Raw genomic sequence first — 25,623 nt, 5'->3', positions numbered from 1 at the left:
GGAATTAGCGATAGGGAAACAGTAGAACAGATACGTGAAAACCCCTATCTACAATACTTTATTGGTCAATCAAGCTATAGTAATGAGCTACCCTTTGACCCATCTCTATTAGTTCATTTTCGCCAAAGAATTAGTCCGAACCTAATTAATAAAGTCAACGAACGAATGGTTGAAAAAATCCGCTCCATCACTAAGCGTCAAACCCGAAAAAAAAAAAGGATTCGGACGCCAAAAATGAGTCACCCAATCGCGGTAAGTTGATCGTAGATGCAACCTGCGTCCCAGCCGACATTAGTTATCCGACCGACTTAGGACTATTAAACAGAGCCAGAGTTCATACAGAAAAAATCCTAGACATTCTGTATAAACAAATTAAAGAAAAAACCACTAAAAAACCAAGAACCTACCGTAATCTCGCCCGAAAAGATTACTTAGCAGTAGCCAAACAAAGAGGATCCACCCGAAACAAAAGAAGACAGGCAATTAAAAAAGAACTTCAGTACATCAAAAGAAACCTAGTTCATATTGAACAGCTAATCGATTTAGGTGCGACCCTAGAAGGTCTGAATAAAAAGCAATATAAAACTTTGCTAGTCCTCACAGAAGTCGCTCGCCAACCACAGTGGTTATTTGACAACGATAAATAGAGTATTGAGGATAGAATAGTAAGTTTAAGTCAACCCCATATTCGTCCTATAGTCATAGGAAAAGCAGGGAAAAGCGTAGAGTTTGGAGCCAAACTATCAGCCAGTTGTTTTGAAGTATATGTATTTTTAGACCGAATGAGCTGGGATAACTTTAACGAATCAGGGGACTTAAAAGCACAAGTAGAAGCTTATTAGAGATTTACAGGATATTATCCAGAGTCAGTTCATGCGGCTCGGATTTATCGTACAAGAGAAAACCGAGCTTGGTGCAAAGAAAAAGGAATTAGAATCAGTGGATCGCCTTTAGGAAGACCCCCAGCAACTGTCAGTAAATCAAACAAGAAGCAAGCCTGAGAAGATGAAAGAATTAGAAATGCAATTGAGGGCAAATTTGGACAGGGTAAACGAAGATTCGGTCTGAATAGAGTGATGGCAAAACTTGATAATACTTCACAAACAGTTATTGCTATTACTTTTTTAGTAATCAACCTTTCTACCTGGTGGCGCCGGTTTTTTTTTGTGTTTTTATGTCGTTCGGGCAAAACAACACCTGTTTTTGGATTGGAGATAACGTCCAATTATACTTGGAGGGAATTAACACAGGAAAAAATTATCTTAAATCGAGCTTGAATATATCGATCGCTCCTGTTATTGGGAAAGCGATCGCTTATTCAGCAAGCCCTAATTGTATTGGTTAATCTATTTTACACCATAAACTCAGGAGAGCCAAAACCTTTACGTTAAGGGCATGGTTCGCAACCACACACTAGCTAAAGCAATGGATGATGTAGGTTGGGGAATGTTTGTCAATTTCTTGCATTACAAACTAGACCGCGAAGGCAAAGTGTTGGTAGAGATTGACCGATGGTTCCCTAGCTCGAAGCTCTGTTCAAATTGTCACTATCAGGTGAATGAAATGCCATTAGATGTTAGGGCATGGACTTGCCCTAGTTGTGGTACTTATCACGATAGAGACGGCAACGCTGCAACCAATATCAGAGCAGAAGGAATCAGAATGCTATCGGTCTTGGGAACCAAGACTGCTGCTGATGGAGGGGATGTGAGTCCGAAACTGGGACGTAAGTCTAAGTTAACGCAATCCCCGTTGAAGTCAGAAGCTCACGCTGTACCTTTATGTCAGCGCTGGGTAGTTCACACCGACTTTACACCCGACCGCCCCACAGCGATCGCATCTCAATCAAAAATTTGCAGTTAACCCTCAAAATCTCGATCGTCCAATTGCTGTAGAGATCGATCGAAGACCTGGCAGCTGCAAGTAATTACCCCCGAGCTTGCAAAAATGTCAATTTGCATCCCCCATTTCTAATTCCTTGTGTTATTCTGATAATTGTGACTACTCGAATGATACTCAGAACGCAAGTTCTTTCGGTAACGCTGGCAATGGCTAGCGCACAAATCATCACCTTAAATCTTGTATTTAGGTGATGTGCGTTCAAATATGAAGCCATTTAGCTAAACCTGGAGGTGATGCCCATGATAGAAAGTAGTAAACGCATGGGTCATCAGATTGGAAACTACCGGCTGTGCGCCGGGGCCGCTCACTAGCAGTCAGCCGTCGTCTCCAACTGGAAACGGCTTCCACGGGGAACCAGGCTGAGCTAGGGATTCTCCCGGCAGTCAGGTTCTAATCTGAAGACCCGCTAGACCGCTCTCACCTCAAATAGTGTTAAATCTTGAGTATTAAAACTTGAGCTTCAACACTAGTGGTGAGAGCGGATAGTTATGTGTCAGGTCTTCTAGAGGTGGCAGATCGATTTAACCCGGTAAATCTAGGACTTGTCCCAAATTTACAGTGTATAGTCGCCCATCGGGTCTTGCCGTAAGGTCGATCGATGGGGAGTTATGTCTCAAAGCTTTCAACAAAATAGGGAAAGCGCTATTAAACACATTGTCTTTCGGGTGACTATTCCGTTACGTTTACTACAAAACTTCTGTAAGAAGCCTGATGCTTCAACGCTAGTTTTAAACGGTAGCTTATGTACTCATACCTATTACTACCGGATGATGAACGGAATTTACAAAAATTAATATTCTCTACGGATTCAGTTAATCTGCCATGGGTAATAAAAAAAATTATGGCTGACCTACTTAACCCTACTGAAATTCAAGAGCGAGCCAGTCAATTGTCAGACCCGACGGTTGAAGGCAAGCAACTGCGCTGTACAGGTTATTTAAAGATTTTACCCTTAGCGATCGCCTTTGTGAATAAGTTGGTCGCCCCCTCAGAAGCCGCAGGACATCACCCAGACATAGAAAACTCCCACAACAAAGTTACACTTAACTTGACAACTCACGATGCCGGAGGCTTAACTGAGAAAGACTTGACCTGCGGCCCAAGAGATTTCTACGCTAGATTAAAAGAGTTCCTGTTGGTCCAACAAGAGCCACTGTATCTAGAGACAGTCCCCGCTCGCGGAAAGCTCGCAAATAAAAAATCGACTCGGGGTTAGCATCAGGTGTAAAAAAGTCGAGATGCCAAAAGTCCAATGTATAAAAGGCTATTCCCCATCATCCGACCATGATCGTATTTGAAAAGCCAGAGTTCAAGAACGAGTCTGCTGTAGAAAAAACCGATCTGATAGAAAAGCTTTTAGATATTGGCGCGGCTCTGTCGAGCGCCCAAGATTTGGGCGAGTTGTTAAACTTAATTTTATCCAAAAGTAGGGAAATTACCTACAGCGATGCTGGCAGCGTTTACTTAGTAGATCACAGCCAGGAAACATCTAAGCTGTTGTTCAAGGTAGCCCAAAACGGTTCTAAACCCAGACTGTCGTTCAAGGAGTTTTCCCTGCCGCTGACAGACAAAAGCTTGGCGGGATACGTGGCAATTACAGGTCAAAGTTTGAACCTGTCTGATGCCTACGACTTACCCTCCGGCGTACCCTACCAGCTAGATACCAGTTTTGACAGGGATATTAATTACCGCACTTGCTCGGTAATGGTACTGCCGATGCAAAACCGACAGGGCGACACAATCGGCGTACTGCAACTGATCAACCGCAAAACAAAGGCAGATACGGTGCTGACAGCAGACAATGCCTGGGAATCGACGCAGCAGTATTCGGATTGGGAAGAAAGGATAGTTCGCTCGCTCGCTTCTCAAGCAGCAATCTCGATCGAGCGCAATCAACTCCAAGAAAGCATAGAACATTTGTTCGAGGGCTTCGTTAAAGCCTCGGTGCAAGTCATAGAAGCCAGAGACCCCTGTACCTACGGCCATTCAGAACGAGTAGCAGCCCTCACAGTACGCCTGTCAGAAGAAGTAAACACAGTCAGCAGCGGACGACTGCGCTCAATTTACTTTAACAACCGCCAAATTCAAGAAATTCGCTACGCCGCCCTGCTGCACGATTTTGGCAAAATCGGAGTGTCCGAAGCAGTTTTGACGAAGCAGAAAAAGCTCTACCCCGCACAGCTAGAAATCATTCGCCACCGCTTTGGCTTAGCTCAGCGGACTATGGAAATGGAATGCGTCCAGTCTAAATATAAATACTTGCTGGAGCATTCAGCCTACCGAAAACACCCGAGCCAGGAGCCAGAGTGCGCTCAATGCCAGGAAATCGAACAGCTAGACACAAAGCTAGCAGAGGCGAAAACCAGATTAGCCGAATACTGGGAAGTTCTGCTAGAGGCAAACGAGCCTCACGTTTTGGCAGCAGAACCCCTAGCTCAACTGCGAGAAATTTCTCAACAAACTTACAGAGATATAGACGGCGCCAAGAAACCCCTGCTGACCCCAGACGAGATCGTGCAATTGATGGTGTCGAGGGGCAACCTGACGCCGGAAGAACGAGCGGAGATAGAATCTCATGTAAGTCACACTTATGACTTCCTCAAGCAAATTAATTGGACAAAGGATTTAAAAAATGTTCCAGAAATTGCCTACGGACATCATGAAAAACTAGACGGCACAGGCTATCCGCGAGGTTTAAAAAAGTCAGAAATTCCAATTCAAGCGCAATTGATGACGATCGCCGATATTTACGACGCCCTGACAGCAGGCGATCGACCCTACAAACGAGCTTTGCGAACAGATGCAGCGATGAAAATTTTGTGGCAAGAAGCAGCTCACAACAAAATCAACGCTGATTTGTTAGAATTGTTCGATCATCGCCAAGTCTTTAGCGTCCTAGGACACAACTTGGATGTTAAAGTCGAATCAGCCTAGACGAGTCGGGCGTGCTGTGGTAAAAAGTAAATAAGGCGATCGGGCGCCCGACTTGTGTCATCCGTCAAATCAATAGACAGCCCAAGTGTGGTAGGTTTTTGAGGCGGTTGAGTACAGGTTAGAAAACAGGCTCTGTGCAGCGGCCAGTCAGATACATACACTCGGTCAGCCAGAAAGAATCAAAAGAAAAAGTGAATTTTAGGTCTCTTTTTAGAGTATGCTAGTTGAGCAACGACTGACCACATAGAAGACTAGAAAAGTTTCTCTGTAATCGGTGTGAGGATGAGAGTGAATATGTCGAAATTTTTGTGGAGTTACTTACTAATCAGCCCAGCAGTCTTAGGAGCTACCCTAGTAGTTTCTTCGAGGGCGATGGCAGCAGACGCTCAGCAGGCTGCTGAGGCGCTCAATCCCGCTGTCGCAAAAGCTGAAACCGCTGAAACCTCCGAAGCGAAACTAAATGCTTTAGCTGCTGTTTCCGAAACAACCGCAGCCTCCGAGCCAGTCGAAGAAATTTCCCAACCCTCCGCGGGCAACCAAACCCAGGCAGCGATTGCAGATTCGGGCACGGCTGCAACTGAAAGTGCGATCGCCAGATCCAACACATCCCCAGCAGCGGCAAATCCCGAAGCGGCATCACAACCTACAAGTGAATCTTTAGCGGCCGCCGGGCCCACAGTCGCTAAACCAGTAGAAAATTCTGCCCCGGCAGCCCAACTAGAAACTCCAGCCCCGGCAGCTACCGCTGGAGTGGAGCAAATCGGTGCAGCTCAATTAGAAACTCCAGCCCCGGCAGTGGCAGAGTCGGCAGCACAAAGTTTGCCCAAACCGGCTGAATCTTTAGCCCAAACTGCCGCACCACAAAATCAAAACCCAGCCGCCACATTAGAACAGCTCAACCAGTACAGCAGCGAAGGTGCGGCCAGCGGCGAAACTCAAGGTCAAGTTACCTCCGTATCTCAACTTTCCGACGTGCGGCCCACAGACTGGGCATTCCAAGCACTGCAATCCCTAGTTGAGCGCTACGGCTGTATTGCCGGGTATCCCGACGGCACCTTCCGCGGCAACCGGGCCATGACCCGCTACGAATTCGCAGCCGGTTTAAATGCTTGCTTAGACAAGGTTAGCGAGCTAATTAGAGGAGGCAGTGGCAACTTAGCTACGAGAGAGGACTTGGCAGCCCTCCAACGGCTCCAAGAAGAGTTTGCAGCGGAACTGGCAACCCTGCGCGGTCGCGTCGATGCTCTGGAAGCTCGGACAGCCGAACTCGAAGCCAACCAATTCTCAACTACTACCAAGCTAACTGGGGAAGCAATTTTTGCCCTCACCGACGACTTTAGTGGTGACTTGGGTGGCGGTATTAATAACTTGCTGGGCAAAAAGCGCAGAACAGTCGGCAGCGACAACAACGAAGCTGTCTTCCAACAGCGGGTGCGTCTGAATTTAAACACTAGCTTCACCGGCAGAGACTTGCTGCTGACGAGGCTTCAGGTAGGCAACGGTCAACCCTTGAACTTAGGCTTGACCCGCGAAGGGACTCAAACTTGGAACGTAGTCGGCAGAACCGACAACGTTGTTTCCCTCGACACCTTGCTGTACAAGTTCCCCGTCGGTTCGAGACTGAACGTTACCCTTGCAGCCAACGCTGTCGTTTGGGACGACATTCTGCCGACTGTCAACCCTTACTTTGAAGACTTTGACGGCGGCAACGGCGCATTGAGCACCTTTGGACAGCGGAACCCGATTTATCGCTTGGGCGGTGGCTCAGGTATCGGCTTTGACTATGCCTTCGGTGGCAGGGGCTTGCTGGGCGGCGTGTTCGGCCCGACTTCTCTGTCCTTCGGCTACTTGGCATCAAATGCAGCCAATCCTAGCAAGGGTGCAGGCTTGACGAACGGCGACTACGCGGCGATGGGTCAGTTGACTTTTACCCCCGGCCGCAACTTCCAAGTTGCTTTCAGCTACAACCACGGTTACTTTGGTAGAGGTAACTTTGGCTTTGACAACGGTTTAGGGAACGGCCCAGATAAGCTTGGCGGTTACACCGGTACCGGCACGGCTAATACTCTCGGCTATTTGAGTGAGGGCATTACGTTGTCGGATGGCACCTCCTTGCTCCGGGCTCCCAAAGTGGTCACCAACTCTTACGGCGCTCAAGCTTCGTTGCGGCTGAGCCCGAGGTTTATCATTGGGGGCTGGGCTGGTTTAACCAATGCTCGCATTCTCGGCATCGGCGATGCGAGAATCTGGAATTACGCTGTCACATTGGCTTTGCCAGATTTAGGGAAAGAAGGCAACTTGCTAGGCCTTGTGGTAGGTCGCGAGCCTTACTTGGATAAACTTAAGGTTCCGAGCGATTTGCGGGGCTTCACAAATGACCAGTCGTGGCACGTTGAAGGGTTCTACAAGTTTCAGCTCTCGGACAACATTTCTGTTACTCCGGGCGTGATTTGGGTGACGAATCCCGATCAAGATAGCAGTAACGACGACATCATTATTGGTACTCTGAGAACTACTTTCACGTTCTAAGAGCAGGTTAGAGGAGGCAGGGCGGGTCATACCCTCTCTGCTAGCAACTCTAGATCCGACGTTTAGCCCTGCCTGCCGCAGGGCTTTCTTGTGGGGGGACGAATTGGGCTCCCAGAATCTATTAAAAATTAAAAATTATCAGTCATAGACGCAGAAACCCGGTTTCTTGAGGTAATGCCGTCGTGGAAGCGTAGGGAGTCGAAACTACCAACTCGGTTTCACAGAAGCAAGAGTGCCTATCGTCCTCACGCTTCTGTGATGAAAGTCGATTAAGTTCAGTGGAAAACCGGGGTATAATAAAAGGTAAAGTTAGGATTTAGAATTGGGAACTCAATATTGAGTAGACTTTTAACATCTGACTTCGGAGTTGATAATTCTGATATTTGAAGCAATTATGGTAGAACTCTCCTGTAAAAGCGAATACGCAATCTTAGCTTTGCTGGAGCTTGCCGATTGCTACGATGAAGGCGAGCCTCTGCAAATTCGCCAGATAGCGGCTCAGCAAAATATTCCCGATCGATATTTAGAGCAGTTGCTGGCTACGATGAGACGCTGCGGGCTGATTCGCAGCCAGCGAGGAGCTAAGGGAGGTTATATCTTGGCGAGGGAACCCTGGAAAATTACACTCCTAGAAATTATCAACTGTCTCGAAGGCTCAGATTTCGATCGCTCTGAAAAAGACTCGCCCGCTCAAACTGTAGAAAGTGCTGTGATTTGGGAAGTTTGGCAAGAAGCCCGATCGATTGCCAACTCAGTGTTGCAAAAATACACGCTACAGGATCTGTGCGAAAAGCGCAATGGCAGACGGCAGCTCGATATCATGTATTACATCTAGTTAATATTCCCAACTAGGAATTAACATTTACTTAATTACAAACTGACAAAGATTATGCGTATTGCTGGCGACATCACAGAATTGGTAGGGCGGACCCCTCTGGTGCAACTCAACCGCATTCCCCAAGCTGAAGGCTGCGTGGCTCGGATTGTGGTAAAACTCGAAGGCATGAATCCGGCATCATCGGTGAAAGACCGCATCGGTGTCAATATGGTCAATCAAGCCGAGGCCGAAGGGCTGATTAGTCCAGGGAAAACGGTTTTAGTAGAACCGACTTCTGGCAATACCGGAATTGCTCTGGCAATGGTGGCCGCGGCTAAGGGCTATCAGTTGATTTTGACGATGCCGGATACGATGAGCACGGAACGCCGATCGATGCTGCGAGCTTACGGGGCCCAACTAGAACTGACTCCGGGAATTGAGGGCATGAGCGGCTGCATCCGCCGCGCTCAAGAGATTGTGGACAAAACTCCCAATGCGTATATGTTGCAGCAGTTTCGGAATCCAGCGAACCCGCAGGTTCACCGTTCGACAACGGCTGAGGAAATTTGGGAAGATACAGACGGCGAGGTGGATTTCCTGATTTCGGGAGTCGGCACCGGCGGTACGATTACGGGTGTCGCAGAGGTGATTAAGTCGCGGAAACCCGAGTTTAAGGCGATCGCCGTTGAGCCGGCCAACAGTCAGGTATTGTCGGGCGGAAAGCCAGGACCTCACAAAATTCAAGGTATCGGTGCTGGTTTTGTGCCGCCGGTGCTGAATGTGGATTCGATCGACGAAATTATAGTTGTTACGGATGATGACGCGATCGCCTACGGCCGCCGCTTGGCAAGAGAAGAAGGAATTTTGTCCGGTATTTCCAGCGGTGCGGCACTATGCGCTGCTGTGAAAGTCGGCAAGCGTCCGGAAAATGCAGGGAAATTGATTGTGATGATTCAGCCTAGCTTCGGCGAACGCTATCTGAGCACTCCCTTGTTCCAAGATCCAGAACTCAATCTGGCGATGGCCCTCAACTAGCTCAGGGTCCGACCCAGGTCGCAGAAACTGACAGCAGGGCGTACACTGTACGCCCTGCTTGGCTTGGCTTTTTAGCTTAAAGAATTGCCATATATTGTAGCTGCATCGATCGCGATCGATGCCAAATTTCTCAAGGGCTTTTTTTTTGAACGAACCGCTTTCGGCGCGTTATATGAATTCCGGTTGCATTGGAATGATTAAACCGCAGAGTAGGCTCCAGAACGCAGAGTTCGAGAACAGAGAGATGAATACAGGACGATGAAGGGGGGATTTGATATTATATCGTTTCCGGTTGCATGGAAATGATAAAGTCAAGGTCAATAATTCCATATTCCCCGACTCCCCACGGACCACTCCCTACTCCCCATCATAAGGAGTGTAACCGGAATTGATATTAGGGAAGCAACCGGTAAGCGCTCTTGTCGGGAAGGAGGCAACTAACAATTGCTGGGAGGAGGGCTAGATGAGTCCCCAATGTCGATCGGCTTGCCACTTCAAAACCATCAATCTTTTTCTAAAATAGATTTATGATAATTTGAAAACTGATGTTTTCAACTTACACTTTTTGGCATTTATATCAGATAAATACCTAATAATATAGCAAATAATGATATTTTTGTCAAGCTTTTTTTCGCAGATTATCCAGATTTCAAGGAAATAACAGCGTGTCTTCCGTTACCAATCACTACAAAACCCTAAAGATTAGCCCAACCGCAACACAAGCCGAGATTAAACAAGCATACCGCCGTTTAGTCAAAGTATTTCATCCAGACAGCCACAGTTCCAAAGCCGATCACGAAGAGATTGTCCGCCTCAATGCAGCCTATGAAATATTAGGAGATGCCCAGCACAGACAATCTTACGATCGCCAATTTTCCGAGCAAAGCCAACACCAATCACCAGTCGCAACAAACGTCAGCCGCCAGCAAACACAAACAGCACGGGACGCTGACGAACAAATGGAAGAGTGGCTGATTAAAGTATACAAACCTGTCAATAAAATGCTCAACAGCATCTTGAAGCCGCTTAAAAAGGAAATAGACGAGTTGTCCGCAGATCCGTTTGATGACGAACTGATAGAAAAGTTTCAACTTTATATCGAAACCAGTCGCGAGTTTCTCAAAAAAGCTCATAACTTTTTTACATCGATGCCCAATCCCTCTAATGTAGCCGGAGTTGCGGCTCATCTCTACTACTGCATCAATCAAGTAGGAGACGGAATAGAAGAATTGCAGCTATTTACCCTCAATTATGACGATCGCCACTTGCACACTGGTCAAGAACTGTTTAGAATTGCCGCTAGACTGCGGCGGGAAGCACAGGATGAATTAAAATTTAAAAGTTAGTTAGTCAAGGAGAGGGAAGAGTGGGAGAGGGGGAAAGGGGGAGAGTGAGAAAGTGGGGGAGTGGGAAAGTGGGGGAGTGGGAGAATTGCCCAATTACCAATTCCCAATTACCACTTCCCTTAACATTCATCCGTTAAATCCGTTAAATCCCTTACAGTGCAACGGAAGCCGAACTTCTTTCCCGTATCAAATTCCAAAAAGAACTTGAATTCGCTTGCGAATTTTAAGAAAAGGAGTTTGTTCCAGAGAGTCGCCATCTAACAATCCCAAATCTCTCAAAGCTTGCTGGCGTTCCGACAATTTTTGAGCAATCTGATCTGCTAAATTCGGCTGTTCTATTAAAAGTTTTTGCAAGTCGTGGCGTTCCACCACAAACAAAATTGCATCTTCGCTAGTTTTAACAGTCGCCGTTCTCGGAGTTCCCAACAGCAAAGATATTTCCCCAAAAAATTCGCCCTCATGAAGCGTAGCAATATACTTATTGGCTTTTTGAGAAAGAACTTCTACAGTACCCGAAAGAATAATATAAAAAGAATCGCCAGGATCCTCTTCTTTACATACAATCTGTCCCGCTGAAAACAGTTGTCGATAGCCGTATTCAATTAACTGTCGCAGTTCTAAATCCGTACACTGTTCAAAATAAGTTACTCGCCGCAACAAATCTCGCAGCGTCCAATTACTAGGCGATTTAGACGCTGATTTTTTTGGCTCAGAAACCGTGGGATTAGGTTTGAGTTCTGCTGAATGTTTTGTCTTCTGCGGAAAAAGTTTGCCGTTGGAATTATCATCTTTGTTGTTGTGAAAAAATTGAGTTAACTCTTTGGGGTTTCGCAGCCACAAATCGCGCTGGGGAAAGGGAATTTCGATATTTCGGTTGCGAAATTCGTAATCTATTAAAAAATTCACGGCGCTTTTAATGGCATCGCTTTCCTGTGGCTGGTCAATCCAAACTAAAAGTTCAAAATTTAAAGCGTTATCTCCAAAACCGCGAAACCATACTTTAGGAGAAGGATGGGACAAGACATTCGATTCCATCCGCGCCGCAATTAACAGCGCTTCCGTAACTATTACTGGGTCAGATCCGTAAGCAACGCCGACGGGGATGTGGATGCGGCATCTGGGGTCTTTGTAACTCCAGTTAATAATGTTAGTTTCGACAAACTTAATATTTGGTATGATTACAAATAGTCCGTCAATTGTTTTGATAATTGTGGAGCGGATCGAAATTGTTTCTACTGTTCCTAATAACTTGTCTATTTCAATAAAGTCTCCGACTCTAATTTGGTGTTCAAATAGCAGGGTGAGACCGCTGATAAAGTTGGTGGCGAGATTTTGCAAGCCGAAGCCGAAACCAATGCCGACAACGCCAGCTAAGACGGTGAGAGAAGTGAGGTTGATGCCGGCACCTTGCAGGACGAATATACAGCCAAAAGTTGCTAAAATATAGCTAATGATGGTGGAAATTGCTTCTCGACTGCCGCGATCCAATCCCATCCGAACTAGCAGGCTGCGCTTGATTCCTTCACTGATAATCCTAGCTATAATGAAGGCAAATATAGCTAAAACTATCAGTTGGACGATCGCACTGATGGACAGATGAGTGTCCCCGATATAGAATCGCGGGGTTGTCATCGCACCCCAGAAACGTTCAAAAAAGCGATCGGTTCGTACAGTAATCCAATTCATTAATAGTTGGTAATGGGTAATTGGTGATTGATAATGGGTGATGAGTTTTGAACGCAACTGAACGCCAAACTGCTAACTATTGCAGAGCTTAGGCGAAAAACTCGAACTGTGCAGTGGCCTGTGTTGCAAAAAAGATAGATTCCCTTCCGGATACATCCGCACGCGCGTACTTTCTCAAAGGCTGGTAACTGATGAGTTAGTAACAGATGGCGAAAAACTATTTTGTAGCGGTATTTTCTGCCGGATCTCTGTATGGTGGTGTAAAATGAGCCCGGCAGCTCGATCGAGCGACGAGTTGTTGCCAATATCTGGAAAATTGGTAGAAATTCATTTATAGCACCCTCAAATAATCGAAAAATTCCAGCAAAAATTAGTTTATCCTTAAGAAGCGAGTCCTTTACAGAACTTAACAAGCTTACCCTACTTGACTTTTATGCAGTGCATCATCAATCGTCGGGCACAGTTTTCGGCGAGTCACCGGTACTGGCTGCCGGAATTGAGCGAAGCCGAGAATTTTGAACGGTTTGGCCCAACTGCCCGCGCACCGGGACACGGACACAATTACGTCCTTTACGTTTCCATGATAGGCGAACTCGACGAGTACGGCATGGTGCTCAACCTGTCTGATGTCAAGCACGTCATCAAGCGGGAAGTTACCAAGGATCTCGATTTTTCCTTTCTCAACGAAGCGTGGCCGGAATTTGAGCAGACTCTGCCAACTACCGAAAACATAGCACGGCAAATTTGGCTGCGGCTAGCCCCTCATTTACCTGTGACCAAAATTCAATTGTTTGAACATCCCGAACTTTGGGCTGAATATTTAGGAAACGGCATGGAAGCTTATTTAACTTTGTCCACTCATTTTAGCGCGGCCCATCGGTTGGCTCGTCCCGATTTGAGCTTTGAAGAAAACTCGGAAATTTACGGCAAATGTGCTCGTCCGAACGGTCACGGTCACAATTATCATTTAGAGGTGACTGTTAAAGGGGAAATTGATCCGCGGACTGGCATGATTGCTGATTTGGGAGCTTTGCAAAAAGCTGTTGACAATTATGTTGTTGAACCTTTCGATCACTCTTTTTTAAATAAGGATATTGCTTATTTTGAGAAGGTTGTGCCGACTGCGGAGAATATTGCTGTTCGGATCGGGCAATTGTTGCTTGCGCCCGTTCGGGAATTGGGCGCGGAGTTGCACAAGATTAAGCTGATTGAAAGTCCGAATAATAGCTGTGAAATTTTCGCGGCTGATTTAGAGGAAGTGGCGGATTTTAGTCAGCAGCGGGAAGCTGTTTTGACTGGAGTTTAGAGCTGAATATCTGCTGGTAGATTCGCCAGTTTTCTCTGTATATCCGACTGTGCGACAGTCCGAGAGTCCGACAGGGGTTGAAAACCCCTGTCTCATAGCTAAAGTCCTCTGAAAGAGGACTACAATTAATCATATTTTCCTTGAGAAGTTGGCTCATTTTTAGCTTCTTCCCGAGCATTATACTTTTGTTGGAACTTCAGAGCGATCGCCTGGAGAATCCTCAAAGATTGCACCTTGTTTAATCAGGTCTTGCTTCATCGATTCAGAAAAGCCTAAGTTCGAGCTGAATCGGGCTTTCTCAACCTTAGTCTTACTCAGGTTGGCACCACTCAGGCCGGCACCAATCAGGTCGGCACCACTCAGGTTGGCACCACTCAGGTTGGCACCACTCAAGTCGGCACTTCTGAGGTCGGCACCACTCAGGTCGGCATGAATGCGGTAGGCACGAATCCGGTCACCAATCAGGTTGGCACCACTGAGGTTGGCACCACTGAGGTTGGCATCAATCAGGTTGGCATCAATCAAGTTGGCATCAATCAGGTCAGCGCCACTCAGGTCGGCACCACTCAGGTCGGCACTTCTGAGGTTGGCACCACTGAGGTTGGCACGAATCAGATTGGCGCGAATCAGGTTGGTACCAATCATGTTGGCACCAATCAGGTAGGCACTCATCAGGTAGGCACCACTCAGGTCGGCACTTCTGAGGTCGGCACCACTGAGGTAGGCACTCATTAGGTTGGCATCAATCAGGTTGGCACCACTGAGGTCGGCACCGCTGAGGTCGGCACTTGTCAGGTTGGCACCACTGAGGTCGGCACCGCTGCAGTCGGCACTTCTCAGGTTCGCACCACTCAGGTTGGCATATCTCAGGTCGGCATCACTTAAGTCAACCCCACTCAAGTTTCGAGCTCTAATTCCCTGAATAACAATCTCTCGTACTAGACACCACTTATGATTGAGTTCGTTTCTTTCGTCATCCTCTGAGCTTTCACTCAAAATTTGAACATCTGCAACAGGAAAACCGCTTACTTCTTTTAATTCTCCTGATTTAATGCGAGATACAAGCCGATCGATATCCTCTTGAGAACCCTCTACAGTTAATCGGATGCTGCCCTCTTTAATATCAGTAATTTTTATAGTGTCTCCTGCATATTCTCGTAAATTCCATTCAACCCGACTTAGATTTTCGCAGGATTTAATATCACCTATCCATTTTATTTTAGCTTTAATTGTATGAGTTTTTTCATCTATTACAGTCACTTGACGGTAAAATGTTTGTGTGTGCATTTTCTCTCCTCCTTCATTAATATCAGGGTTGAGGCAATCAGTTTTTCCTGGTATTTTAGAGTGTTTTATTTCTGATATTCCTGCTATTTTTGTCCAATCTAATTTCAGTTCTTGACATATCTTCTTAAAGGAATCAAGCTGAATAAGCCGGCACTGAAAAAACTTAGTAATTGTACGGCGTGATAAAAGCTGAGTTTTGGCAAAGTTAATTTTTGAATCAAATCCTAGCCGGAGCAGAGCGTTTTCTGCTATCTTTACACCTTCTGAAGATGCGGGGATAGTTATCTTCTTCTTTTTTCTCATGCTTAGGTTAGTCATAATGTGGAGAGTCTTTTGAGACGATCGCTTACAAAATCGAAACTAGAGCCTAGAACAATCATAGAACAACCACAACAGAGCGACAAGTAAATCATTGTGCAGTCAGGGTTTCAAGCATTTTGCTTCACACTAGAAGTATAAAATTTAGGCTCAACGAAATCTCTGAATAATATCAACTCCGGTAGCATCGGAATTAATATTACTCACAGTCAGGACACGGCAGTGCCGTGTCCCTACCCCCATTAATTGTAGGGACTAAGGCACTCGCGGTGTCCTCTATATCATTCCGATGCAACCGGAAACAATATAACCAGCCAATCACCCACTCTGACTCCACCATAGAAATGATTGTTACCAAAGAACGACTGCGCCAAGCCCACCATAGTTTTAACTTGGCCTTTGTAACTACCGCAGCCTGTGTCTTCATCAGCTTTGCGGGAGTTGGGCTTGTACTTCTGGGCAAAGCTGATGAGGGAACTATCACGGCAACTCATTGTTGACTGTTGACTGTTGACTGTTGACGGGCGGGTGGAAAAACTCAATGGTTGAGTGTTAACTGTTGACTCGATTTTATTATTGTGATGCACCCGGAAACGATATAAGGAGATTTGCTCTTTTGAGGAGGTTGTGCCGACTGCGGAGAATATTGCTGTTCGGAGCGGGCAATTGTTGCTTGCGCCCGTTCGGGAATTGGGGGCAGAGTTGCACAAAATTAAGCTGATTGAAAGTCCTAATAATAGCTGTGAAATTTACGGTGGTGATTTAGAGGAAGTGGCGGCACAAAGTCAGCAGCCGGAAGCGGTTTTAGCTGGGGTAAGGAGTTAAAAATCGGGTCGGTTGGGGCGGGTTCACCCGAATATTTGGCAATTGTGCAGATTGGTGAACCCCGCCCTACCAGCCTAATGATGATTCCGAGAGTTATCCAACCGCATTAGTGGCGAGAATATATTCTTTCATTAAAGTTCCACAGCCAGAATTATTGGCACTTTTCCTGAAAAGTCAGGCTGCGCGCGTATTTTGGAGATAGTAAGTCAGCATTCCTCATGTCAGCTATTCTAACTGCTGAGAGTATGAGGTCGATCGCCCGATCGCTGACAACCCAGCACTAATTTCTCCTAGGTAAGTTGACGTTTATGCGCGTCTCAAATGTAGCTCTATTGACTCTGGCTGCCCTCGCATCCCAGAATTTAACTGCTAATACTAGCGCCAATCCTGCTGTACCTCCTATCTCTCCTCAGACACCGCAGGCTAGCAACTTTGTTGATGACATAAATACTACCGCATCCCGTACCGCTGAGTCAATTAGCTCGCCTGAGACGATCGCCCACGAACAATTTTCCCCAAATACTACCGCATCCCGTCGGGTTGAGTCAATAAGCGAGCCTGAGACGATCGCCCACGATCAATTTTCCCCACGAATTGCTGTAAAATCCCAGACAGGTTTGCTGGTAGCTTCGGCTCAACCAGAGTTATCTGCTGCAAAAAGTCAGGGGACTACTCCTGCTGCATCCGGCGATGAACTAACAAAATCTTTACAAGAAACCTGGCTGACTAAATTAATCGAAACCGGGGTTGAAAGCAATCCTCAAGTTCGCGAGGTTTTCGCTTTTATTTCGCCGCTTGCTGGCAGTGCTGAATCTGGCTACGATTTTAATAATACTATAAATCTGCTCAATATTTTACTAATTCTTGGTACAGTATTTCCACCAGTGACAATTGCCTTTTTTTGGCTGATGCGGCGGCTGATAGTGAAACAGTTGGTTGCTGATGCCAATAAACGATTGCAGGGGATTGGTGTATTGGAATCCGAACTCATAAATTCTCGCCAACTAAATCAAAAATTGAGGGAGGAATTAGAAGCGCAAATGAGTGCAGCTAAACAATCCATTGATTTTTTAACTAGAGAAAGTGAACTTTCCAAATCTTCCGTCGAGCAAATTGAGACTCTCAAATCTCAATTTCTCATGCACCTGCAAGTTTTGCTGACAGAAGTTTACGAGAAAAAATCTCAAATTGTTCAAGAAATTTCCCAAGTTCCCGCAGTTGTTGCCAAAGAAGCTCTCACAGTCGCACCTCAACCGCAGTTAAACAATTCCCAAAATTCGCAACCTGCACCCCCTAGCGATGAAAATTTCATTGCTGACGATTATATCAAGCAAGGCGAAGGGCTTTATTTTCAAGGCAATTATGATGAGGCAGTAATCTGCTTTGAAAAAGCTATTTTAGCGAATAATAATTTGGATGAGGCTTGGTATTGGCGCGGAAATGTGTTAATAAAATTGCAGCGCCACGAAGAAGCACTCGCCTGTTACGACCAAGCAATATCAATTAAACCGGATAACTGCGAAGCGTGGTATAATAAGGCGAATTTGCTGGGAAAATTGCACAGGTACGAAGAGGCGATCGTCTGTTACGAGCGAGCAAGTTCGAGCGAATCCCGCAAATACGGTTGTTGGCACAGTATAGCGGCTTTATTGGGTAAATTGCAGTATTACGAAGAAGCGATCGCCAGTTACGATCGCGCCCTGGCTATCAAAGCAACCGACAGCGAAATTTGGCACAATCGAGGGGCGATGCTGGGCAAAATAGAGCAGTATGCAGCAGCAGTCGATTCTTACAATCGCGCTCTGGCTTTTAATCCCAACCGATACGAAACTTGGTACAATCGAGGCAATATGCTGTGGAGACTGCTGCGCTACAGCGATGCTATTGATTCTTACGATCGGGCGATCTGCCTCCGGCCCGACAAATACGAAGTTTGGTACAATAAAGGCGCTGTGCTCGGAAAAATGCAGCGATATCAAGAATCGATCGAATGCTACGACAAAGCAATAGCCCTTAAACCGCAGGATTTTGAAGTGTGGCACAACCGAGGCGTAGCTTTCGACAAACTGTCGCAGCACTCCGCAGCAATTGCCTCTTACGAATCAGCAATTACCCTTAATGCCGAGTGTTACGAAGCTTGGTTTTGTAAAGGCGAATCTTTGGCTTCATTGCAGCGCCATGAAGAAGCGATCGCAGCTTATGAGAAAGCGATTGCTATTAAGCCAGACTCCTACGATGCTTGGCGTCATGTGGGGATAGCTTTCTCAGAATTAAAGCGCTATAAGGAAGCAATGGCAGCTTACGATCGAGCTATTGCCATCAAGCCTGAAAATGCGGAAGCTTGGCGCGATCGAGGCGCAATTGTATCAGAATTAAAACAGGATACAGAAGGATTTGCCGACGGCGAAAAAGAGAAGGAAGAAGCAGCCACAATCCAATGAATATTCGGACAGTTAGTTAGGCGTAAGGTGCGCCGCTGCCTGTCTACCCGAGTGTTTGGCGTCAGGTGTACCGCTTGGTGTGCACCCCAATTTTTGGTTGGCGTCAGGTGCGTGCTGCTCCGTGTACACCCGAATTTTTGCTGCATAAAATCTCTACCAATATTTTAAAGTATCGTCCTGAAATCGGTTAATTTAATAGGAAAATATAGAGCAGGCAATGGGGATATGAGGTAGAGAATTCAACTAAAAAAGGTTGACGGTGCAGGGTTTAGGCGTACTCTATCTTTCTTTGTGAGAAAGGCTATAGCTTAACTATTAGCAGTAATATAACAATGGGCGATCGGCATTATTTCCTAATGGGAATTAGATATTTTCTAGCTGCTTTAGGGGCTGAAAAGCTCTCGCTCACAAGGAAAACAGGTTGATGACCTAACAACGCCTGAAACCTTTGTGAATACTAGATTTATGCCTAGGAGAGCTAAAAGTCTTTATAGCTCTGGGTTTAAAGCCATTTTGCCTGCGGTTTTTGTCTAATTCACGCTAAGTTGAATAAGTAGTAATTTCCAGGCAAAATTTTAAACAATTCTGGAACATTGCTACAGCCTTCTCATTCTTCACTATTAACAGGACCTCGAAGCACAAATACAGTTACTAATACAGCGGGACAGCAAATAATTGCAGTGAGAGATTTGTTTGAGGAAAAAAAATCTAGTGAATAGTGACATAAATACTAGGTTTTTATCCCGAACATCTGTTAATTAAAATCCCGCATTCTGACGCAGAACAATCTCTACAGGTGCTTCTACCAAAAGAAAAAATAATTAACCTGTGGAGTAAAAAAGATGGCAAACATAACAGGAACTCTCGGCCCCGATGTCATACCGGGATTTTTACCAGACGGTCGCATAATTAACCCGGGAACCTTACTGAGTGATGACACCATCAACGGCCTCGACGGCAATGATGCGATCAATGCAGACTCAGGAAACGACCTCATATTCGCCGGCCCAGGTAACGATATTGTTAATGGCAACGAAGGCAACGATCAAGTATACGGTGGCAAAGACGACGACCAAGTATACGGCGGCAAAGACAATGACTTAGTTAGAGGCGACATCGGCAATGACAGCGTTTTCGGCAACAACGGCAATGACACCGTGTTCGGCGGCAAAGACAACGACACTATGTTCGGCGGCAAAGACAACGATTTGATGCTGGGCGACCTCGGTGATGATGTACTCTACGGCGACCTCGGCTCTGATACAATGAGCGGCGGCGGTGGAAATGACATTTTTGCGATCGGGCGAGTCGGCGACGGCAGACCCACAGCCACCACCGGCGGCCCCGGAGTCTTCGATGCCGACCTGATTACCGACTTTCGTGTCGCCGGCAACGATGTCATCCAGTTATTTGGGGGGCTGCAATTCAGCGATTTGCAGTTCATCGACGGCACCGGCTTCAACGGCATCAGCATCGGCAACACCCTAGTGCGCGATACCGGCACCGGCGAGTATTTAGTCAACATCCAAGGTTTTAGCGCTGCCCAACTGAGCGCGAATCCGGCCTGGTTCCAAGTGGCTGGATTCCCGACACCGACGCCGACGCCGACTCCCACGCCCGCGCCAACACCGACGCCTGCGCCGACACCCACGCCTGCGAGTATCTTCCAGTTCGCCCAAGCGAGTTACACGGTGAATGAAGGCGGCGCGGCTACGATTAACGTTACTCGCACGGGCGGCACGGCGGCTGCAACCATTAGCTACGCTACTGTTGACGGTTCGGCGACTTCTGGAGGCAGTGCACCGGATTACACTGTGGCGGCTGGTTCCCTGAATTTTGCTGCGGGGCAAAATAGCGCTAGTTTCACGATTTCGGCTTTGAGCGACATGATGCTGGAATCGCCGGAAACGGTGAATTTGGTGCTCAGCGGTGGGAATGTGGGCAGCAATCCATCAATCTTGACGATTCTGGATGTGCCGCCCGTCCCAACTCCGACTCCGACTCCAACTCCGACTCCTTTTCCGACTCCGACTCCAACTCCGACTCCGACTCCGACGCCTGCTCCGACTCCGACTCCGACGCCGACTCCCGGTCAAAACACGTTTTTCTTCAGTGCGGCTACTTACAGCGTCAATGAGGGTAGCACTGCTCCGATTACGATCAATCGCGGTGGCGACCTTTCTGGGTCGGCTACGATCGTATTCAGCACTGGGGACGGTACTGCTCTGGCTGCGGGTTCTCAACCGGATTACACGGCTGTGGTTCAAAAAGCGGTGAATTTTGCACCCGGACAAGCTAGCGCGCAAGTTCCGGTTCAAACTTTATTTGATAGCCTCACAGAGCCTACTGAGACGGTGAATTTGTTCTTGAGTGGCGGTAGTTTGGCGAGTCCTTCAACAGCGCTTCTGTCGATTGTTGATACTACTGCTGTGCCTCCTACTTTCTTTTCTTACGGTTCGTCTTCGAGTCCTGTGGCTGATGGCACTCCTGGAAGTTTCACAATTAACCGCAGCGGCAATACTGGGGTTTCGGCTTCGATCGACTTTTTGATTGCTGCTCCCGGCGGCAACCAACCTGTCAATAATGTAGATTTCAATATTGTGGGGCCGTTTACTGCGAAGCCTTCTGGCGGTGCAGTGAACTTTAATCCCGGTCAAACTAGCGTCACTCTGACACTTAATAATATTTCTGGTTTGAATAGTGGCGTGGTGAATTTAGGTTTTGGCCCGGGACCGATCGGTGCTCCGGCATCGACTGCAATTACTCTGCTTTAAGTGTGTTAGTAGGGGCGAGCGATGCTTGCCCTACTAATACAGCATTTTTTAGGTAAGTGAGGTACATAGCTTTCGATAGAGGACACGGCAGTGGCGTGTCCCTACAGCGAGCGATCGCTTGACTGGTGTACGTCATCAACGTGGAATCTGCTGTATGTCTGTAAGTTGTTAAATGCTTTTTGGATAAGGTTTGCCATCTAAATTTTTCCTCTTGTTACCGCTCTGTTTGGGGCGGTTTTTTTTAGGGTAAATTAGTTCGGTTACTTGATTATCTGTTAAATTCGAGGGCTGCTTTCGATCCAATTTCACTGTATTAATAGTTGGCGATGAACCATGCGTACAGTTAACTGGTTCCCAGGCAGAGCCTGGGAACCGATGTAAGCGAGGCTCTGCCTCGGTCCAGACTATGGAGGCAGAGCCTCCGGATATGCGTTACCAGGCTCTTCCTGGTAACGAGTATAAGCCAATTTCACTGTATTAATAGTTGGCGATGAATCATGCGTACAGTTATTGAGGAGTATTTAACCAGGCTTAATAGCGGGCGTTTAAATGCTTTTTGTTTAAGGCTTGTTATCTAAAATTTTCATTTTTTTGCCGCTCTGTTTTGGGCGTTTTTTTTTATGGTAAATTTAGGTAAGCTGCAAACAAGGAGAATAGTTATATGTCTGTTCAGCTTCAAAAACGGTTGTTTACAGTGAAAGAATATCATTTGATGAGTGAGGTTGGTATTCTCTCCGAGGGCGATCGGGTAGAACTTATAGAAGGAGAGATTGTTAAAATGGCTGCAATTGGTAGTCGTCACGCAAGTTCTGTTAAGCGTCTCACCAGGCGCTTCAGCCTCATTCCAGAATATCTGGCGACTCTGGGTGTTCAAGACCCTATCCAGTTGACTCAGAGCACTGAACCTCAACCGGATGTTGTATTGCTGGAACCTCGCGCTGATTACTACGCTACTGCGCATCCAGTACCGTCTGAAGTTTGGCTGTTAGTTGAGGTTTCAGATAGTACGGTTGATTATGACAGAGATGTGAAAGTATCCATTTACGCTCGATCGCTCATTCAGGAAGTTTGGCTGGTAGATTTAGTTGAAAATTGTTTGGAAGTCTACCGTCAGCCAGGCCCGAACGGTTATAGTTTAATGCTCAAGTTTTGGCGCGGTCAACAAGTGGCGCCGCTGGCTTTTCCAGAGTTTGAAGTGAGCGTTGATTTTATATTGGGTTAGTATGCATAAGTAATGGCTGCTTGCGATCGCGCGATCGCCTTTAAGCCTGAGAATGCGGAAGCTGGGCGCGATCTCGGCGCAATTATATCGGAATTAAAACAGGATACAGACAAATTTGACTCGGGGGAATCTGATATTACAAATGCCTCAGATAGCAACGTGGAGCAACCTAAGTCAGCAGATTCGATGTAAGGACTGATTATTACATAGCACTTTTCAGTAATTAATGAGGTACGCCTGGGAATTGGAATGCGATCGGGGCGTAGCTCACCACGCGATCGAACCAGTATATATAGCGGTTCGATCGCGTGGTGAGGTATGCCCTATGCCCACGGAGGCCTATGCCTTATGCCAGATAGTACCTCATGTTACGCTCGAAAGGCTATAAGTGTATCGAACGATTACAACAGAGTATTAGGATTTTAAGGGAGTAGTTAAATGATGCCAAGTACCGCGCCGCCTGAGTCAGGTGGTGATTCATCGAAGAAAGTCGCGATTATCGTAGTTCACGGTGTCTCAGATCAGCAACCTTATGATTCTGCCCGTAGCATCGCTAATCTTTTACTCCATACCAATAAAGAGCAGCCTCCACTCGATACCAATAAAGAGCAGTCTCTACTTCATGCCAATGAGGAAGAGCCTCCTGAAGAGCCTCGATATTCTGCTTGGAATGAACAACTTATCGGAATTCCCGTTCGACGAATCCCTGTACGTAAACGAACTGAGCTTGAGAAATCTGATATTCGTCCGAGGGCTTGGCTTTTACGTGGGCTTTGGGATTGGCTAGATGAACGAGGAAAACGTATTCGCGATTACCTTGATTCAAAACCTTCGAGTATCGCAAATCTAAGTTTTGAGGAAAAATCGCACGCTTTCACTTGTGATTTCTTGGATTCCTACAGTCCAAAAAAAGACCCGAAAGCCAGCTTTTATGAAACTATTTGTATTAAAGCCTGTCGAGACGATCGGCATGAGGTACATCTCTATGAAATGTACTGGGCAGATTTGTCTCGTGTAGGAAGAGGTTTCTTCCAAGTGTTCGGCGAGTTGTATCAGATTCTCTTTCATTTGAGTGCTTTGGGACGGCATACGCTCGACATGGCAGCACTAGAACATCCGGATAAATTCAGGTGGAGGTGTTATGCGAGCTTACATGGTTGGGCAGGAAGAATACTCTCCATTCCGATTCCTTTATTGAATCTCTTTCTAGTGGTAGCTGCCTTACTCAATCTAGTGGGTAATATTCCAAATTCTTACTCATCCTCTGTGGTATCCGTCATCCTTAGTCTTTTGGGAATTTTCCTCCTGGGATGTGTATTTTGGAACAAGGCTATGAAGCTACCCTTACCTTGGCTATTTTGGCTTGGGATAGGGGCCTTGGCATTTATAATGTCTAGCTGGCTCAAGGAATTTAGCTATAAAGTTTTGGCGTTTGAATGGCTCTTCCTGTTATCTCTCTTAACTGCACTAGTCATTAAGAAATATTCTGAGTACCGTCCTGGTGCGGATAGGATTGCGATCTTCTTAGGATTACCCTTGGCAGGTTTCGCCTTGTGGGATTTAGTTTTTAAAGTGGAAAATTTACCTGTGGGAATTCTAAAAGTCAGCTTTAAGCGGATTGAAGTGATTTATTTCCTTTTGGTCGTGTCGTGGATCTTATTTTTTTGCCTCTACTTCGTTGTACTAATTTGGGGATTGTTTGCCCAATTGGGGCTTACTGATGATGCTCAAGCAAAAGAACGCGCCAAACGTGCAAGCTGGACAGCCATTGTTTCACTGTGGATTCCTAGCGTTTCGTTTAGTTCGGTCACCATAACGCTGTGGGCTGTCCTTGCCAAAGTTGGTGTATCACTACTGCCAAAAGACGATGGTTATTGTCCAGCAAAAGACGATGGTCTGTATTGTCCAGCATCATTACTGTCAAAAGACTATCCGTATCGTCCAACTGACTGGTTCAGAAATATATTTTCACTTAAGTACGAAATTTACGATAACATATCTGATTTTATTGACGAAATCATTGTAGATCCGGTTCTTTGGATTGCTATATCTTCGATGGTAATTGTACTCCCGCTAATGGCATGGTCGTTTTGGCCCTCGGTCTGGGCAGAAATTCAACCGCCTGAGTCTACACATCCAACAAACAAAACTAAGGCAGAAGTTCAACAGCCTGACTTAACATCTCAACTAGACAAGCCTAATTCCGATGAAAAGTTGTCGCTTAAGTTTGGAATATGGCTAAACAACGGGTATAGAACAGTGCATTGTTCTCTATCGGCGATATCTGCAGTTTTTATTATTGTGGTCATCCTTTACTGGATCCTAATCGTTTTTTTTCCCAACTTAGGGATTGTTGAATTTATTAACAAATATGCATTTAAAGAACCAGTAACAAGTTTTTTTGCCGTACTTATAACCGCTTCTGCTACTAGCATTTGGGTGATTGGTAGCAGGCTAGAACAGCTTTCTTTAGGGATACGAAATGTTATAGATGTCATTTTGGATGTAGACAACTACCTACGGCTGCACCCGGAGAAGGATAATCCGCGTGCTCGCATCTTTTCTCGCTATTACTCGTTATTGCGTTATCTGTGCAAGGAGACAGATTCGCAAAATCAACCTAAATACGATGCACTTATCCTTGTGGCACATAGCCAAGGAGCAGTGATTACAGCAGATTTACTTCGGTTTATTAAAAATGAAGAACGCAAAGGTTTAAAGCGGCTATTCTCTTCTTCACACCAAGAGAAAATTCCTGTCTACTTTTTCTCGATGGGCAATCCCCTGCGTCAACTGTACAGTGTTGGTTTTCCTCATCTTTACGAGTGGGTGATAAATTATAACGACCCCCATGCAAATGGACATAACGACTACGATGAAAATGGGATTGGCGATAAGCCAAAACCAGAAGATTTGGGGTTAGAGCAGTGGGTCAATACATATAGCAGTGCTGACTATGTGGGACGTTATCTCTGGCGAAAGAGCAAGAGCGAGGTTAACGAAAAGAAACGGGCTAGGGAAGAGAAACTATTTAAACCCAGCTCTTCTGTTGAAGATAAAGATAATATTTCAGAGAAGGGTAAATACCGCGAGTTTTGTTTAGGAGCAGGTGCACATACCCACTACTGGAATGCTACGACCAATCGAGTAGCAGATGAAATTAACCGATTAATTGACAAAGCGACAACAAGTTAATCGGTT

The 25,623-nt window shown here is 46.2% G+C and carries 16 protein-coding genes and 3 pseudogenes; 17 read left to right on the top strand and 2 right to left on the bottom strand.

Annotated features, from left to right (window positions below; all coding sequences use genetic code 11):
• The 8 genes and pseudogenes from QUB56_RS26945 to QUB56_RS26910 all read left to right on the top strand — a co-directional run.
• Nucleotides 1-1,277 (top strand): annotated as a pseudogene (locus QUB56_RS26945) (IS5 family transposase); the annotation flags it as partial.
• Nucleotides 1,278-1,389: 112 nt separating this feature from the next.
• A pseudogene (locus QUB56_RS26940) lies at nucleotides 1,390-1,863 on the top strand (RNA-guided endonuclease InsQ/TnpB family protein); the annotation flags it as partial.
• 880 nt (nucleotides 1,864-2,743) lie between these two features.
• A pseudogene (locus QUB56_RS26935) lies at nucleotides 2,744-3,026 on the top strand (4a-hydroxytetrahydrobiopterin dehydratase).
• A gap of 160 nt (nucleotides 3,027-3,186) precedes the next feature.
• Complete coding sequence (locus tag QUB56_RS26930; protein ID WP_332959335.1) at nucleotides 3,187-4,836, top strand: HD domain-containing phosphohydrolase; 1,650 nt, start codon at nucleotides 3,187-3,189, stop codon at nucleotides 4,834-4,836.
• A 294-nt stretch (nucleotides 4,837-5,130) separates the two neighbouring features.
• On the top strand, nucleotides 5,131-7,365 hold the full coding sequence (locus QUB56_RS26925) for an iron uptake porin (protein WP_332959334.1): 2,235 nt from the start codon (nucleotides 5,131-5,133) through the stop codon (nucleotides 7,363-7,365).
• Between the two features lie 394 nt (nucleotides 7,366-7,759).
• The gene (locus QUB56_RS26920; protein ID WP_332959332.1) at nucleotides 7,760-8,200 is read left to right on the top strand and encodes an Rrf2 family transcriptional regulator; all 441 of its coding nucleotides are present in this window, start codon (nucleotides 7,760-7,762) and stop codon (nucleotides 8,198-8,200) included.
• Nucleotides 8,201-8,254: 54 nt separating this feature from the next.
• Complete coding sequence (gene cysK / locus QUB56_RS26915) at nucleotides 8,255-9,217, top strand: cysteine synthase A (protein WP_332959331.1); 963 nt, start codon at nucleotides 8,255-8,257, stop codon at nucleotides 9,215-9,217.
• Between the two features lie 665 nt (nucleotides 9,218-9,882).
• Nucleotides 9,883-10,563, top strand: coding sequence for a J domain-containing protein (locus QUB56_RS26910; protein WP_332959330.1), 681 nt, complete (start codon nucleotides 9,883-9,885; stop codon nucleotides 10,561-10,563).
• Nucleotides 10,564-10,749: 186 nt separating this feature from the next.
• Here QUB56_RS26910 and QUB56_RS26905 read toward each other — a convergent pair whose 3' ends face one another.
• On the bottom strand, nucleotides 10,750-12,249 hold the full coding sequence (locus QUB56_RS26905; RefSeq protein ID WP_332959329.1) for a cyclic nucleotide-binding domain-containing protein: 1,500 nt from the start codon (nucleotides 12,247-12,249) through the stop codon (nucleotides 10,750-10,752).
• Nucleotides 12,250-12,328: 79 nt separating this feature from the next.
• Here QUB56_RS26905 and QUB56_RS26900 point away from each other — a divergent pair, with 79 nt between their 5' ends.
• Complete coding sequence (locus QUB56_RS26900; protein ID WP_332959328.1) at nucleotides 12,329-12,586, top strand: hypothetical protein; 258 nt, start codon at nucleotides 12,329-12,331, stop codon at nucleotides 12,584-12,586.
• A 96-nt stretch (nucleotides 12,587-12,682) separates the two neighbouring features.
• Complete coding sequence (locus tag QUB56_RS26895; protein WP_332959327.1) at nucleotides 12,683-13,555, top strand: 6-carboxytetrahydropterin synthase; 873 nt, start codon at nucleotides 12,683-12,685, stop codon at nucleotides 13,553-13,555.
• A 177-nt stretch (nucleotides 13,556-13,732) separates the two neighbouring features.
• Here the strand turns inward: QUB56_RS26895 and QUB56_RS26890 are convergent, their stop codons facing one another.
• Nucleotides 13,733-14,842, bottom strand: a complete 1,110-nt coding sequence (locus QUB56_RS26890) for a pentapeptide repeat-containing protein (protein ID WP_332959326.1) — start codon at nucleotides 14,840-14,842, stop codon at nucleotides 13,733-13,735.
• Between the two features lie 662 nt (nucleotides 14,843-15,504).
• Between QUB56_RS26890 and QUB56_RS26885 the strand changes: the two genes are divergently transcribed.
• The 7 genes from QUB56_RS26885 (at nucleotide 15,505) to QUB56_RS26855 (ending at nucleotide 25,617) form a co-directional block, all read left to right on the top strand.
• Nucleotides 15,505-15,660, top strand: coding sequence for a TRADD-N-associated membrane domain-containing protein (locus QUB56_RS26885; RefSeq protein ID WP_332959325.1), 156 nt, complete (start codon nucleotides 15,505-15,507; stop codon nucleotides 15,658-15,660).
• Between the two features lie 106 nt (nucleotides 15,661-15,766).
• Nucleotides 15,767-15,985 carry a 6-carboxytetrahydropterin synthase gene (locus QUB56_RS26880; RefSeq protein WP_445243403.1) on the top strand — a complete coding sequence of 73 codons (219 nt, stop codon included), beginning with the start codon at nucleotides 15,767-15,769 and terminating at the stop codon, nucleotides 15,983-15,985.
• A 308-nt stretch (nucleotides 15,986-16,293) separates the two neighbouring features.
• Nucleotides 16,294-18,426, top strand: a complete 2,133-nt coding sequence (locus QUB56_RS26875; RefSeq protein ID WP_332959324.1) for a tetratricopeptide repeat protein — start codon at nucleotides 16,294-16,296, stop codon at nucleotides 18,424-18,426.
• Between the two features lie 842 nt (nucleotides 18,427-19,268).
• A complete protein-coding gene (locus tag QUB56_RS26870) occupies nucleotides 19,269-21,200 on the top strand; it encodes a Calx-beta domain-containing protein (RefSeq protein WP_332959323.1) in 1,932 nt (643 codons plus the stop codon).
• Between the two features lie 661 nt (nucleotides 21,201-21,861).
• Nucleotides 21,862-22,422 carry a Uma2 family endonuclease gene (locus QUB56_RS26865; RefSeq protein WP_332959322.1) on the top strand — a complete coding sequence of 187 codons (561 nt, stop codon included), beginning with the start codon at nucleotides 21,862-21,864 and terminating at the stop codon, nucleotides 22,420-22,422.
• Between the two features lie 12 nt (nucleotides 22,423-22,434).
• Nucleotides 22,435-22,614 carry a hypothetical protein gene (locus QUB56_RS26860; RefSeq protein ID WP_332959321.1) on the top strand — a complete coding sequence of 60 codons (180 nt, stop codon included), beginning with the start codon at nucleotides 22,435-22,437 and terminating at the stop codon, nucleotides 22,612-22,614.
• A 246-nt stretch (nucleotides 22,615-22,860) separates the two neighbouring features.
• Nucleotides 22,861-25,617, top strand: coding sequence for a hypothetical protein (locus tag QUB56_RS26855; RefSeq protein ID WP_332959320.1), 2,757 nt, complete (start codon nucleotides 22,861-22,863; stop codon nucleotides 25,615-25,617).
• The last annotated feature ends 6 nt before the right edge of the window (nucleotides 25,618-25,623 follow it).

The sequence above is a fragment of the Microcoleus sp. AR_TQ3_B6 genome, from assembly GCF_036702785.1.
Taxonomy (GTDB): Bacteria; Cyanobacteriota; Cyanobacteriia; order Cyanobacteriales; family Microcoleaceae; genus Microcoleus.
The sequence above is the reverse complement of the archived record's forward strand: the minus strand, read 5'-3'. Positions and strand labels throughout refer to the sequence as shown.